The 14232-nt window shown below is 38.0% G+C and carries 11 protein-coding genes and 1 pseudogene; 11 read left to right on the forward strand and 1 reads right to left on the reverse strand.

Annotated elements, in window-relative coordinates:
• Window positions 1–144 precede the first annotated feature (144 nt).
• Window positions 145–726: a class I SAM-dependent methyltransferase gene (locus HMPREF2963_RS08515; RefSeq protein ID WP_049481084.1), complete on the forward strand. Its 582-nt coding sequence runs from the start codon at window positions 145–147 to the stop codon at window positions 724–726.
• A gap of 522 nt (window positions 727–1248) precedes the next feature.
• Here the strand turns inward: HMPREF2963_RS08515 and HMPREF2963_RS08520 are convergent.
• The gene (locus HMPREF2963_RS08520; protein WP_003068682.1) at window positions 1249–2331 is read right to left on the reverse strand and encodes a M24 family metallopeptidase; all 1083 of its coding nucleotides are present in this window, start codon (window positions 2329–2331) and stop codon (window positions 1249–1251) included.
• Window positions 2332–2595: 264 nt separating this feature from the next.
• Between HMPREF2963_RS08520 and ccpA the strand changes: the two genes are divergently transcribed.
• From ccpA to smc, 10 genes and pseudogenes are all read left to right on the forward strand, one after another.
• Window positions 2596–3600, forward strand: coding sequence for a catabolite control protein A (gene ccpA, locus HMPREF2963_RS08525; RefSeq protein WP_037596820.1), 1005 nt, complete (start codon window positions 2596–2598; stop codon window positions 3598–3600).
• Window positions 3601–3691: 91 nt separating this feature from the next.
• Window positions 3692–4690 carry an LTA glycolipid anchor biosynthesis glycosyltransferase, IagA/BgsA family gene (locus HMPREF2963_RS08530; protein ID WP_003068685.1) on the forward strand — a complete coding sequence of 333 codons (999 nt, stop codon included), beginning with the start codon at window positions 3692–3694 and terminating at the stop codon, window positions 4688–4690.
• Window position 4691: 1 nt separating this feature from the next.
• Window positions 4692–6005, forward strand: coding sequence for a glycosyltransferase family 4 protein (locus HMPREF2963_RS08535; protein ID WP_006268747.1), 1314 nt, complete (start codon window positions 4692–4694; stop codon window positions 6003–6005).
• 26 nt (window positions 6006–6031) lie between these two features.
• On the forward strand, window positions 6032–6364 hold the full coding sequence (locus tag HMPREF2963_RS08540; RefSeq protein ID WP_006268722.1) for a hypothetical protein: 333 nt from the start codon (window positions 6032–6034) through the stop codon (window positions 6362–6364).
• Between the two features lie 310 nt (window positions 6365–6674).
• Complete coding sequence (yycF, locus tag HMPREF2963_RS08545; RefSeq protein WP_003035055.1) at window positions 6675–7376, forward strand: response regulator YycF; 702 nt, start codon at window positions 6675–6677, stop codon at window positions 7374–7376.
• The gene (gene vicK, locus HMPREF2963_RS08550) at window positions 7369–8721 is read left to right on the forward strand and encodes a cell wall metabolism sensor histidine kinase VicK (RefSeq protein WP_037596825.1); all 1353 of its coding nucleotides are present in this window, start codon (window positions 7369–7371) and stop codon (window positions 8719–8721) included. The genes yycF and vicK overlap by 8 nt, the downstream gene beginning before the upstream one ends.
• A gap of 1 nt (window position 8722) precedes the next feature.
• Window positions 8723–9526, forward strand: a complete 804-nt coding sequence (locus HMPREF2963_RS08555) for an MBL fold metallo-hydrolase (RefSeq protein WP_003068695.1) — start codon at window positions 8723–8725, stop codon at window positions 9524–9526.
• Between the two features lie 33 nt (window positions 9527–9559).
• Window positions 9560–9873 (forward strand): annotated as a pseudogene (locus tag HMPREF2963_RS09460) (DUF454 family protein).
• 135 nt (window positions 9874–10008) lie between these two features.
• Entirely contained in the window at window positions 10009–10707 is a 699-nt protein-coding gene (gene rnc, locus HMPREF2963_RS08560; RefSeq protein ID WP_003068697.1) for a ribonuclease III, read from the forward strand.
• Window positions 10698–14231 carry a chromosome segregation protein SMC gene (gene smc, locus HMPREF2963_RS08565; protein WP_070669400.1) on the forward strand — a complete coding sequence of 1178 codons (3534 nt, stop codon included), beginning with the start codon at window positions 10698–10700 and terminating at the stop codon, window positions 14229–14231. The genes rnc and smc overlap by 10 nt, the downstream gene beginning before the upstream one ends.
• The last annotated feature ends 1 nt before the right edge of the window (window position 14232 follow it).

Here is a 14232-nt window from a genome sequence, read left to right on the forward strand (position 1 = left end):
GATTTGGGAAAGAGCTTGCTATTTTTTAGGAAGCTTGTATGAATGATAAGCTGATAGTAATTTCAAAATGAATTTACTAAGAAATTAGAAAACCGGTTAAGCATTTTTCTGGAAGAATGATTTACTTTCTGTTAAACTAAAAGTATGGAACATAATTTTAATCATAAAGCAGAATCATTTGATTCTCCCCAAAATAGATTTATTGCCGATCTCATTCGTCAAGAGTTGGAAAAGCAAGTTGTAGATTTTTCTGACAAGCATATTTTAGATTTTGGCGGTGGTACCGGATTGGTGAGCCTGCCATTGGCAACTCAATCCAAGTCAGTCATGCTTGTTGATATTTCTGACAAAATGCTTGAGCAGGCTCATCTAAAAGTAAAGAAGCAAGCCATTAATAACGTTCATTTATTGCAGCAGGATTTACTGTCAACTCCATTAAATCAATTGTTTGACATCATTTTAGTCAGTCGTGTTCTTCATCATATGTCAAATATTGAAGAAACTTTGAATGTGTTTAGAAATCATCTTGCTGATGACGGACAACTTTTTATTGCTGATTTTGTCAAAACAGATACAAATCATCATGGTTTTCATCTTGCTGATTTGGAAGGAAAACTGTCTCAAAGCGGTTTCTCATCAGTCCAATCTCAGATTATTTATAGTGCAGATAAACTCTTTTTAGGAAATTATGCGGAGCTTTTCTTGACACTAGCACAAAAAATATAGAATTGAACAAAAATCTTTTTTTGTAGACTTTGATTTTCTTTTACTTTATAAGTTCAGTATGAAAAATATTCTCGGATTTTACAGTAGTTACTGCCCCTATCAGTTGTTTATATTATAATAAGTATCAATATATAAAGGGTTTATGGGTTTATGAAGGTATTGTCACAAGATTTTTTCGACGCATATCAGACTGACACTTTTTCATTAAACTGGAAGCATTCTACTAGAATAGTACATCTTTATTTTTTGAGTTTTCAAGTTATTTAATTTCATATTGAGCAGAACAAAGTGCGCTCCCATAATTTGGGAACGCACTTTCTCTATATTTCTTATATTCTTGAACCTAACGATATAAGCTGGTCGGATGAACACCCAAGGGTGTTTGTACAGGTCAAACTTCTTCTAAGATAAGGTCAATAACCGTTAGATTGCAAGCTTTATTGAACATTTTTCGTGGTAAAATATTTCTGCGTTTCCACTTAATTTGTAGTTACTTTATTATACCAAGCCTAATTTTAGCATTTAATCAAAATAGAGTAAATCTTTGCTTGTGCTTGTAAAGACTTCAAAGCCATTTTTTGTGACATGACCACAGTCTTCGATACGGACACCGACTTTTTCTGGAATGTAAATTCCTGGTTCAACAGAGAAGCACATGCCTTCTTCGATAACCATGTCGTTACCTTCCATGATAGATGGAAATTCGTGAACACTCATACCGATACCATGTCCTAAGCGATGATTGAAATATTCTCCATAACCGGCTTTTTCAATGACCGTACGAGCAGCACGATCGACTTCATGAGCGGTTACACCTGGTTTGATAAAGTCTAGAGCAGCCCGTTGAGCTTCAAGTGTTAGATTGTAAATCTCCTTTTTAAATTGATCTGGTTTCCCAACAGCAACTGTCCGTGTCATATCGCTGGCATAACCGTTGACCATACAACCCAAGTCAAACAGAAGAAGTGCATTGTTTTCTACTTTGTTAGCACCTGGAATGCCATGCGGATTAGCAGCATTATTGCCTGTCAAAACCATTGTTTCAAAACTCATTTCATAGCCAAGTTGTTTGATACCGAAATCAATTTGAGCAATGATATCTGTTTCTGTCTTATCGAGAGAAATAGTATCAAAACCAATGCTGACAGCTTTATCCGCGTATTCTCCTGCGACAAACATTTTCTTGATTTCATCTGCTGATTTGATGAGACGCATACGATTGATGTAAGGCGTTAAATTGGTAAATTCAGCTTGTTCGAAAACGGTGTGTAATCCATTGTATTTGGTCAAAATCAAGTTATCAAATTCAACAGCAGTGTTTCGGAAACTGCCCGCTGGCAAGGCTGCTTTGATTTTTTTCCAAGGGTTTTCCGAGTCAACATAACCGACAACCTTAAAATTAACAATCGCACTAGCTCGTTCTACCTCAAGAGCAGGAACAAAGAGCAGCGGTTCATGATTTGTGAAAATAAAAAGAAACATTTGGCGTTCATGAGGGTCGCTATAAAATCCTGTTAAATAATTGATCGTGACAGGATCAGAAACGACAGCAACGTCTGCTTTTTCTGTTTCCAGATAAGAAATAATTTGATTTATTTTTGTCATTCTATTACCTTCTTTCTATGCTCTATTTTTGCAAAAAATAGAGCAAAAAGCAAGGGTAGAATGATAACTTTTTTAATACTTCAGAGATTTTATCAATTAAGTAAATTTTTCTTGTAAAATAATGGATAAAATTGCTAAAAAGTTACCGAAAGAACAAGATTTTTCAAAAAGTTATCAAAATGCTTGAAAGTGTTTCCAATAAGTGATAAAATGATTTTGGTAGGAATGTGAAAACGATATTTTCAATAATAGAAAGGATAATTTATGAACACAGACGATACTGTAACGATTTATGATGTCGCCCGTGAAGCGGGAGTTTCAATGGCGACCGTTAGCCGTGTCGTAAACGGCAATAAAAATGTAAAGGAAAATACAAGAAAAAAAGTCTTGGAAGTCATTGACCGCCTTGACTATCGACCAAATGCAGTTGCTCGTGGACTTGCCAGTAAGAAAACGACAACAGTAGGAGTTGTCATTCCAAACATTACAAGCAGTTATTTTGCAACGCTTGCGAAAGGAATTGATGACATCGCAGAGATGTATAAGTATAATATTGTTTTGGCAAATAGTGATGAGGATGATGACAAGGAAGTTTCTGTTGTCAATACCTTGTTCTCAAAACAAGTGGACGGCATTATCTTTATGGGATATCATCTAACAGAAAAGATTCGTTCTGAGTTTTCTCGTTCAAGGACGCCGGTTGTACTTGCAGGAACGGTTGACGTGGAACATCAGTTGCCAAGTGTTAATATTGATTACAAACAAGCAACTATGGATGCAGTAGAGCACCTCACTAAAAACAATAAAAAAATTGCTTTTGTGAGTGGACCTTTGGTAGATGATATAAATGGTAAGATTCGTTTGATTGGTTACAAAGAAGCGTTGAAAAAAGCAAAACTTTCTTATAGTGAAGGGCTTGTCTTTGAGTCTAAATACAGCTATGAGGATGGCTATCAATTGGCAGAGCGTGTCATTGCTTCTAAAGCGACAGCGGCCTTTGTGACTGGCGATGAACTGGCAGCTGGATTGTTAAATGGCTTATCAGACAAAGATGTAAATATACCAGAAGATTTTGAAATCATTACTAGTGATGATTCGCAGGTAGCACGTTTTACTCGTCCGAATTTGACGACAATTGGACAACCTTTGTACGATCTTGGTGCGATTAGTATGCGCATGTTGACTAAGATTATGCACAAGGAAGAGTTGGAAGAACGTGAAGTGGTGTTAGCTCATGGTCTTATTGAGCGCCGTTCAACAAGGAAGTAAGGGAGAGACCGCAAGGTCTTTTTCTTTTGCTTTTATAATGCATTGACCTTCTTGGTTTAATTTTTTCCATCTTTTGGGTATAATAGAAGACATGAAAGTATTACTTTATTTAGAAGGCAAGGCCGTTTTGGAAAAGTCGGGTATTGGTCGAGCTTTGCAACATCAGATGAAAGCTCTAGACTTGGCTGGGATTCCCTACACGACAGACCCTTCGGGAGATTATGATGTGGTGCATATCAATACCTATGGACCTAGGAGTTTGCGACTTTTGCATAAAGCTAAAAAGCAAGGAAAAAAAGTGATTATGCATGGGCATTCGACTAAGGAGGATTTTCGCAATTCATTTATTGGGTCGAATCTTTTTGCTTCTGCTTTTGGTAAGTATCTAGCACATATGTATCAAATGGCAGATTTTATCATTACACCGTCGGAGTATTCCAAAAAGTTAATCCAGGCTTATGGCGTGACAACACCAATTGTGGCTGTTTCTAATGGGATTGATCTCAATAAATATAAAAAAGATCCTCATAAAGAGATGGTATTTAGAAAGCATTTTAATATTCAAGAAGGTGGTAAGGTTGTCGTCTGTGCAGGGCTTTATTTCAGACGCAAAGGGATTGAAGACTTTGTAGAAGTAGCACGCAGAATGCCAGACGTTCGCTTTATTTGGCTGGGAAGTATTAACAAGTGGATCATTCCACGGAAAATCAGAAATCTTGTACTGTTTAATCATCCTAAAAATGTTGAATTTCCAGGTTATTTCAAGGGGGCTGTTTTTGAAGGAGCTATGAGCGGCAGTAGTCTCTTCTTTTTCCCTAGCTATGAAGAGACGGAAGGAATCGTTGTGTTGGAAGCGTTGGCTAGTCATCAACACGTGGTTTTGCGAGATATTCCCGTATATGAGGGCTGGATTGATGAGCAATCAGCTGAATTGGGGCATAATGTAGATGAATTTGTAGACTCTATCCAAAAGATTTTGGATGGTAAAGTAGATAAGCGAGAAGCTGGCTATAAGGTGGCGCAGAGTCGTTCAATTGATGATGTGGCTTATAAACTTGTGGATGCTTATCAAGAAGTATTGGAGATGTAGCATGCGAATTGGTCTTTTTACGGATACCTATTTTCCTCAAGTTTCTGGAGTGGCAACGAGTATTCGTACTTTGAAAACAGAATTAGAAAAGCTTGGACATACTGTTTTTATTTTTACAACGACAGATAAGGATGTCAATCGCTATGAAGATTGGCAAATTATTCGAATTCCGAGTGTGCCATTTTTTGCTTTTAAAGATCGTCGGATTGCCTATCGTGGTTTTTCAACAGCCTTAGAAATTGCACGTCAATATCAATTGGATATTATTCATACTCAGACTGAATTTTCTTTGGGTCTATTAGGTGTTTGGATTGCGAAAGAGTTGCGAATTCCAGTTGTTCATACTTATCATACACAGTATGAGGATTATGTACGCTATATTGCTAAAGGCATGGTTATTCGTCCTAGCATGGTCAAATACATTGTTCGCGGATTTATGAGTGATTTGGATGGTGTGATTTGTCCGAGCGAAATTGTTTATGACTTGCTCATGAAATACAAAGTAAAAGTAGAAAAACGTGTTATTCCGACTGGAATTGAGTTGGCTAAATTTGAACGTCCAGAAATTACTTCTGAAAATATTGCAGATTTGCGAGACAAATTAGGGATTGCTAAAGATGAAACCATGCTTCTCAGTCTGTCGCGTGTTTCTTATGAAAAGAATATTCAGGCAATTTTAGCTGCTCTGCCGGCTGTTTTGGAAGAAAATCCAGATGTGAAATTGGTAGTGGCAGGAGATGGACCTTATTTGTCTGACTTAAAAGCACAAGCCAAACGGTTGAACATTATAGATGTAGTTATTTTTACAGGTATGATTGCACCCAGTGAGACAGCCTTGTATTATAAAGCGGCGGACTTCTTTATTTCAGCTTCAACTAGTGAGACGCAGGGTTTGACTTATTTAGAAAGTCTAGCAAGTGGCACTCCGATTATTGCTCATGGTAATCCTTATCTAGACAATGTTATCAACAATAAAATGTTTGGAACGCTTTATTATGAAGAACGTGATTTGGCGGGAGCAATTTTGGAAGCTGTTATTGCAACACCGGATTTAGATGAAAAGAATTTTGCTGCAAAATTATACGAAATCTCTGCTGAAAACTTTGGACGTCGTGTCTATGAATTTTATCTAGATTTGACCATTTCAAAAGATTTCAACAATGACTTGTATCCAGAAGTTTCAGCCAGCAGGAGGTTGGCACAATCAGTTATGCATTTGCCACAAAAAGCAATTGCTCTTCCTGTAAACGGTTCAGCGCGAATATTTAAAGCCTCAAAACGACAAATCAAAAATATACAGAAATACCTAAAATAAAACTTCTAGACCAGTGAGGTAAGAAAATGCGGCGTGCTCTTCCTTTCTTAGCTATATTACTCTTTTTCTATTTATTATTTGATGGCATTGTTCAGATGATACCGATGGACGAATTGTTACGAAAGAGTTTGGTGGTGAATAATCTTCTTGTTTATTCACCACTGGCAACATTCTTTGTGGCAGCTATTTATGCAGGTTTGTACGGTTTTTCTCGTCGTTTCGTGCTTTTAGCGACGTTGATGTTTTTTGTGACTATTTTGACCTTTGGTGAATGGATTTTACTATATCATGTGGCTTATTTTATATGTTTATTAGTGGGGACGCTGCTGGGTTATGGAGTATTTCGCTGGAGAAAGTGAGATAAATGATCACTAAGCAGTTGGACATTTGCTCCTTTAGGAAGTTACTACAGTAGCAGTGAAAAGTTAAGATCATTGCAGCGTGTCTTGGAATCTTTTCATAAAAATTTAATGAATGGTCTAAGACTTTTGTCTTGACCTTTTTTGATATTCAAAAGAACACCCTAGAACACCCTATCGAAGAGAATGTGTTATATTTTTAACATATTTGTTCTAAAATTGTAAAGTAAAGAAATACTGTTTTATGGGTTGAATTGGTAAATTTTAAGGAAATTTTGGTATAATGAAAAGATAGAAAAAGGTGAATAAAATGAAAAAAATATTAGTTGTAGATGATGAGAAACCAATCTCAGATATTATAAAATTTAACATGGTAAAAGAAGGTTATGAAGTAGTGACAGCCTTCAATGGTCGTGAAGCATTAGAGATGTTTGAAGCAGAACGTCCAGATATTTTGATTTTGGACTTGATGTTGCCTGAACTGGACGGCTTAGAGGTGGCGCGAACGATTCGGAAAACGAGCAATGTTCCCATCATCGTTCTTTCTGCCAAAGACAGTGAATTTGATAAAGTCATTGGTCTCGAAATCGGAGCAGATGACTATATGACAAAGCCGTTTTCTAATCGTGAGTTACAGGCGCGTGTCAAAGCTATTTTGCGTCGCACAGATTTGACAATTGAAAATCAAGAAGCAGAAGCTGCTCCGACAGAAATTGTGATTGGAGATTTGCAGATTTTGACCGATGCTTTTGTCGTGAAAAAGCATGGTGAAGAATTGGATTTAACACACCGTGAGTTTGAATTGCTACACCATTTGGCCACGCATATCGGGCAAGTAATGACGCGTGAACATCTACTAGAAACGGTGTGGGGATATGATTATTTTGGAGATGTTCGGACTGTTGATGTGACAATTCGCCGTTTGAGAGAGAAGATTGAGGATATTCCTAGCCGACCAGAGTATATTTTAACACGGCGCGGTGTTGGATATTATATGAGAAACAATGATTGATAATATTAGACAATTTGTTGTATCAAGGGATTTTGTTTTTGTCTTACTTATTTTAGGATTTATTTTGGTCATTACGCTGCTCTCCTTGGAAAACAGACGTGATAATATTCGTATTCGCCGATTGAATCAAAAAGTGAAGGATTTAATCGCGGGAGATTATTCAGAAGTTTTAGATATGCAAGGTGGTCCGGAAATTACTGATATTACAAATAGTATCAATGACTTATCTGAGGTAATTCGCCTAACGCATGAAAATTTAGAGCAAGAAACCAAACGCTTGTCTAGTATTTTGTCCTATATGACAGATGGCGTTCTTGCGACCAATCGTCGTGGGCAGATTATTATGATTAATGATATGGCGACCAAGCAATTGGGAGTCAAAGAATCTGAAGCACGAAAGATGAATATCTTAAAATTGTTGGATGTTGAAGACGAATATGATTTACGAGACTTGATTACGAAAGTTCCAGTGTTGACCATTGATTCGCAGGATGAAAATGGAGAGTTTTTAAGTTTACGTGTCCGATTTGCCTTGATTCGTCGAGAATCAGGCTTTATTTCAGGGCTGGTTGCTGTGCTGCACGATACAACGGAGCAGGAGAAAGAGGAGCGTGAGCGGAGACTATTTGTTTCCAATGTTAGTCATGAATTGCGTACTCCCTTGACCAGTGTCAAGTCTTATCTGGAAGCATTAGATGAAGGTGCCTTGTCAGAACCAGTCGCACCAGATTTTATTAAGGTTTCGTTAGATGAAACCAATCGGATGATGCGAATGGTTTCAGACTTGCTGAGTTTGTCACGTATTGACAATGCTACCAGTCATTTGGATATTGAGCTGACGAATTTTACAGCTTTTATCACGTTTATTTTAAATCGTTTTGACAAAATCAGAAGTCAGAATGATGATAAAAAATATGAAATCATTCGTGATTACCCCATTAACTCCATCTGGGTTGAAATTGATACGGATAAAATGACACAGGTTATTGATAATATCATCAATAATGCTATTAAATATTCTCCTGACGGCGGTAAGATCACAGTGAGTATGAAAACAACCGAGACCCAAATGATTTTGTCTATATCAGATGAGGGCTTAGGAATTCCCAAAAAAGATTTACCGAAAATTTTTGACCGCTTCTATCGTGTAGACAAAGCAAGAAGTCGTGCACAAGGTGGATCCGGATTAGGTTTAGCTATTGCTAAGGAAATTATTAAGCAACATCACGGATTTATCTGGGCAAAGAGCGAGTATGGCAAAGGCTCAACCTTTACTATTGTCCTGCCTTATGATAAAGAAGCTGTCAAAGATGATGATTGGGAAGAAGATGAATTAGAAGGGTAGCATGAACGAGAAGGGATTTAAGTACAGTATTTTAGCGTCAGGTTCTACTGGCAATTGTTTCTATTTAGAAACCCCAAAGAAGAAGTTGCTGATTGACGCCGGCTTATCTGGAAAGAAAATTACCAGTTTGCTGAGTGAAATTGATCGTAAGCCAGAGGATTTGGATGCTATTTTGGTGACGCATGAACATAAAGACCATATTCATGGTGTGGGTGTTTTAGCACGGAAATATCATTTAGATATTTATGCTAATCAAGATACTTGGAATGCTATGGAAACAGCACTTGGAAAGATTGATGTCAGTCAGAAGCATATTTTTGAAATGGGAAAAACGAAAACATTTGGTGATATTGATATTGAAAGTTTTGGGGTCAGTCATGATGCGGTTGCACCACAATTCTATCGATTGATGAAAGATGATAAAAGTTTTGTTTTGCTGACGGATACTGGTTATGTCAGCGATCGGATGGCAGGAATCATTGAAAATGCAGATGGCTATTTGATTGAATCAAATCATGATATTGAAACCCTGCGCAGTGGTACTTATCCTTGGAGTTTAAAGCAGCGAATTTTGTCTGATCAAGGGCATTTGTCGAATGATGATGGTGCTGAAACTATGATTCGCACTCTAGGGATACGGACAAAGAAAATCTATCTAGGACATCTCAGCAAGGAAAATAATACTAAAGAATTGGCTCATATTACAATGGTCAATCAATTGGCACAGGCTGATTTGGCAGTTGAGCATGATTTTCACATTTATGATACCTCACCAGATACGGCAACTCCATTGACTGATATTTAGGAGAGTCAATGTGAATTTTTATTTAATCATTTCATTGCTTTCACTGCTTTGGGGGCTGCTCTTGTTGAAGCTCTCCTTTTACTGCTGTCTGTTGTTTGTTTTTCACGCAGTTCTAAGCGGTTTGAATAATGGTTGTACCACACTAAGTTGTATCAAATTTATGTAGCAGACTTTCGTGAAACAGGAGTTATTGCTTATGCGCGGAAAAAAGAATTCTCATTTTTATTTATATTCTAATGGGAATTTCAATCTTCTTTGCACTAATTATTTGAGTCAAACTTGCTTTGGTGGGACTCACTCTTTTTATAACTTACTATTTATTCAAAGTTATTCCAGATAAGGAATGAAAATTCATTTCATCTCTAGTGAACTTTTACTATCAAATTCTTGGTATCGTTGGAGTATCAAGGATTTTTTTGATATAATAATAGAGAATTTGTTTTCGTTTTAAAAGAAAAAAGTTCTTCTTGAAAGGAGAAAAAATGAGAGATTTACATAAAGTTTTGAGTAAGCAATTTGGAATTGTCTTCCAAAATGAGAGGTTGTTGGAAACAGCTTTTACTCATACTAGCTATGCTAACGAGCACCGCCTCTTAAACATTTCACATAATGAGCGCTTGGAATTTTTAGGAGACGCTGTTCTGCAATTATTGATTTCAGAATATCTGTATAAAAAATATCCGAAGAAACCAGAAGGAGACTTATCAAAACTCCGCTCGACGATTGTGCGTGAAGAAAGTTTAGCTGGCTTTAGTCGAGATTGTCAGTTTGATCAATTTATCAAATTGGGTCGTGGCGAAGAAAAATCAGGTGGTCGCAATCGTGATACCATTCTCGGCGATTTATTTGAGGCCTTTTTAGGTGCCCTTCTGTTAGATAAGGATGTGGAAGCCGTTAAGAAATTCCTTTATCAAATCATGATTCCAAAGGTGGAAGCAGGAGACTTTGAGCAGGTGATTGATTACAAGACCAAGCTACAAGAACTGCTCCAAGTCAATGGTGATGTTGATATTGTCTATCAAGTTATCTCTGAGTCTGGTCCAGCTCATGCTAAAGAATTTGATGTATCTGTGTCAGTAGATGGCAGAGTGGTTGGGCAAGGGCAAGGTCGCTCTAAGAAATTAGCAGAGCAGGAAGCTGCAAAAAATGCGTTTGAAAAGGAAAATTATTCATGTATTTAAAAGAAATTGAAATTCAAGGTTTCAAATCTTTTGCAGATAAGACTAAAGTCGTTTTTGACCCAGGAGTGACTGCTGTCGTTGGGCCAAATGGATCAGGAAAGTCTAATATCACAGAAAGCCTGCGTTGGGCGCTGGGAGAATCTAGTGTTAAAAGCCTTCGTGGTGGCAAAATGCCAGATGTTATTTTTGCGGGTACGGAGAGCAGAAAGCCGTTAAATTATGCTTCAGTTGTGGTCGTATTGGATAATAAAGATCGTTTCATCCAGCAGGCTGCAGATGAGATTCGTGTAGAACGCCATATTTATCGCAGTGGAGACAGTGAATATAAAATTGATGGCAAAAAAGTGCGCTTGCGAGATATTCATGACTTGTTTATGGATACTGGACTTGGACGAGATAGTTTTTCTATTATCTCTCAAGGAAAGGTAGAAGAGATTTTCAACAGTAAGCCAGAAGAGCGCCGTGCTATTTTTGAAGAAGCAGCTGGAGTGTTGAAATATAAGACCCGCCGTAAGGAAACCGAAAGCAAGCTAACTCAAACACAGGATAATTTGGATCGTTTGGAAGACATTATTTTTGAGCTAGATAGTCAAGTAAAGCCGCTTGAAAAGCAAGCTACGGTAGCTAAGCAATTTTTGAAATTAGACGAAGAACGGCGGACTCTTTATTTGGATGTATTGATTGCCCAGATTGTCGAAAATAAAATGCGGCTGAATACGACGGAGGGACAGCTAGCAAGCATTCAGCAGGATTTATCTGCTTATTACAATAAGCGAGATCAGCTGGAGCAAGAAAATGCTCTTCTAAAAGAAAAACGACATGCTTTGCAAAAACAAATGGTAGATGATCAAGCAAGTCTATTGGAATTAACACGTTTAATCAGTGATTTAGAACGTCAAATTGAAGTTTCAAAATTGGAGTCTAGTCAAGCTGCCAGCAGTCGGAAAGAAAATGAAGAACGTTTACAGGGACTAGAAGAAAAACGAGCTGTGGTTCAAAAAGAATGGCAGGAAAAAAATGAGCAACTGATCGATTTTTCGAAAGAATTAGAGCAAAATCAACAGGCTATTCATAAATTAGAAGCTGAAATTGAGACATTCTCGGATGATCCTGACCAGAGGATTGAAAAATTACGTGGCAAATTTGTCCAATTGATGCAAGAAGAAGCAGACTTGTCAAATGACTTAACTGCTTTGGAAAGCCGTTTAGCCAATGAATTGCAATTATCTGAAAGCAAGCAAGCAGAGTTTGCCAAGTTACAAGAAAATTTAAAAAACACACAAGCAAACGAACAGAACCAGCTAGAAGATTTGGAAACAGCTCGACAGTTGGTTCAACAGTTGTTGGTAGATTACCAGGAACAGCTTAAGCGAGTTCAAAGTGTGAAAGAAGATTATCAGCAAAATCAAGCAGCAATGTTTGATATGATGGATGATGTAAAGAATAAAAAGGCACGCATTGGTAGTTTAGAAGCTATTTTAAAAAATCACAGTCATTTCTATGCTGGGGTAAAAAGTGTGCTGCAAGAAGCAGATCGATTAGGTGGAATTATTGGGGCTGTCAGCGAGAAATTGAGCTTTGACCCACATTATCAAACGGCACTTGAAATTGCGCTTGGAGCAAGTAGCCAGCATATCATCGTTGAAGATGAGCAGGCAGCAACACAAGCGATTGAATTTTTAAAACACAAACGAACAGGACGGGCGACTTTTTTGCCATTAACAACGATTAAAGCACGCCATTTGCCAGATCATCATCGAGCGATCATTGAAAAGAGCACTGGTTTTCTTGGTCTAGCTTCATCTTTGGTGCGTTATGATATGAGTTTAGAGCATATTTTCCAAAACTTGCTGGGAACGACAGCGATTTTTGATACGGTAGAAAATGCCAGAGCAGCTGCTCGCAAAGTTCGTTATCAAGTACGAATTGTCACGCTGGATGGAACAGAGTTGCGGACAGGTGGTTCTTATGCGGGTGGTGCTCATCGGAATAACAATACGATTTTCATCAAGCCAGAATTGGAAGCTTTGCAAAAGGAACTTTCTGAGAAGAATGTGATCTTAGCAGAACAAGAGAAGAGAGTGGAAGATTTGCACACGCTGTCAATTCAATCCACGAATCTTTTGGAAGAAATAAAAACAGATGGCGAGGAAGCACGGTTAGCCGAACAAAAGGCTCAATTTGCCTATGAGCAAACACACAAACAAGTTGAAGACTTATCTGAGCTTCTGACTTTGCAAGAACGCGAGCTATCTCGCGAGGTGCTTCCTGACATGGCAGAACAAAAAGAAACACTAATCAGGCGTCTTGCAGAGATTGAGCAGGAAAAAACAGAAACAGAAACAGAAATTGAACAGATTAAGTCAGATAAAGACGCTGTTCAAGCGCGTCTAGATAAATTAACAGCATGCTTATCTGATCTTCGTTTGGCTCGTACGGAAGTGACAGGTCATCAGCGTTATGTTCAGGCAGATCTCACCCGTTTATCTAATGAACAAGCTGAATTGGATAAAGAGATTTCAACTTTACAATTCTTGATGGAGCAAAAGGAAGAGACGGTTGCAAAAGTAGATATTGCTATCTTAGAAGAGCAGTTAGCAAAGGCAATGCAAGAAAAGACAGCTTTGAGTCAAGCAAGCATTCGTCATCAGTTTGAGGTGGACGATTTGGAAGGTCAAACCGAAGACATTACGAGTCATTTGGAACAAGTGCGCCACCAAAATGAAGATTTAATTCGCAAACAAGCCAAAACAGAAGCTGAAAAAGATAAGGTTGCAGACGTCCTTCGTCGTCTTCTGACGAATTTGACAGATGATTATCAAATGTCTTTTGATGAAGCTAGCAAACAGGCTCACCCACTAGAAAATCTAGCTGTTTCTGAAACCAAGGTCAAGGACTTAGAAAAAGCTATTCGGGCACTGGGCCCAGTCAATCTTGATGCGGTAGAGCAATTTGAAGAAGTCAGTCAACGCCTCCATTTCCTCAATACTCAGAGAGATGACGTACTCTCTGCGAAAAATCTGCTTTTGGATACCATCGAAGAAATGAATGATGAAGTAAAAGAACGCTTCAAAACAACTTTTGAAGCAATTCGTGAGAGTTTCAAGGTGACTTTCAGACAGATGTTTGGCGGTGGTTCAGCTGATTTGATTTTGACCGAAGGTGATCTTCTGACCGCTGGGGTAGAAATCTCAGTACAACCACCTGGTAAGAAAATTCAGTCGCTCAATCTGATGAGCGGAGGAGAAAAAGCTCTGTCAGCTTTGGCATTACTCTTCTCCATTATCCGTGTCAAAACGATTCCATTTGTCATTTTGGATGAGGTGGAAGCTGCACTTGACGAAGCCAATGTTAAACGTTTCGGAGACTATCTCAATCGTTTTGATAAAGACAGCCAGTTTATTGTGGTGACCCATCGTAAGGGAACAATGTCTGCAGCGGATTCTATCTATGGAGTGACCATGCAAGAATCTGGTGTGTCAAAGATTGTTTCCGTTAAATTAAAAGATTTAGAAAGTATGTAAA

It is taken from the genome of Streptococcus sp. HMSC067A03 (assembly GCF_001814295.1).
Taxonomy (GTDB): Bacteria; Bacillota; Bacilli; order Lactobacillales; family Streptococcaceae; genus Streptococcus; species Streptococcus constellatus.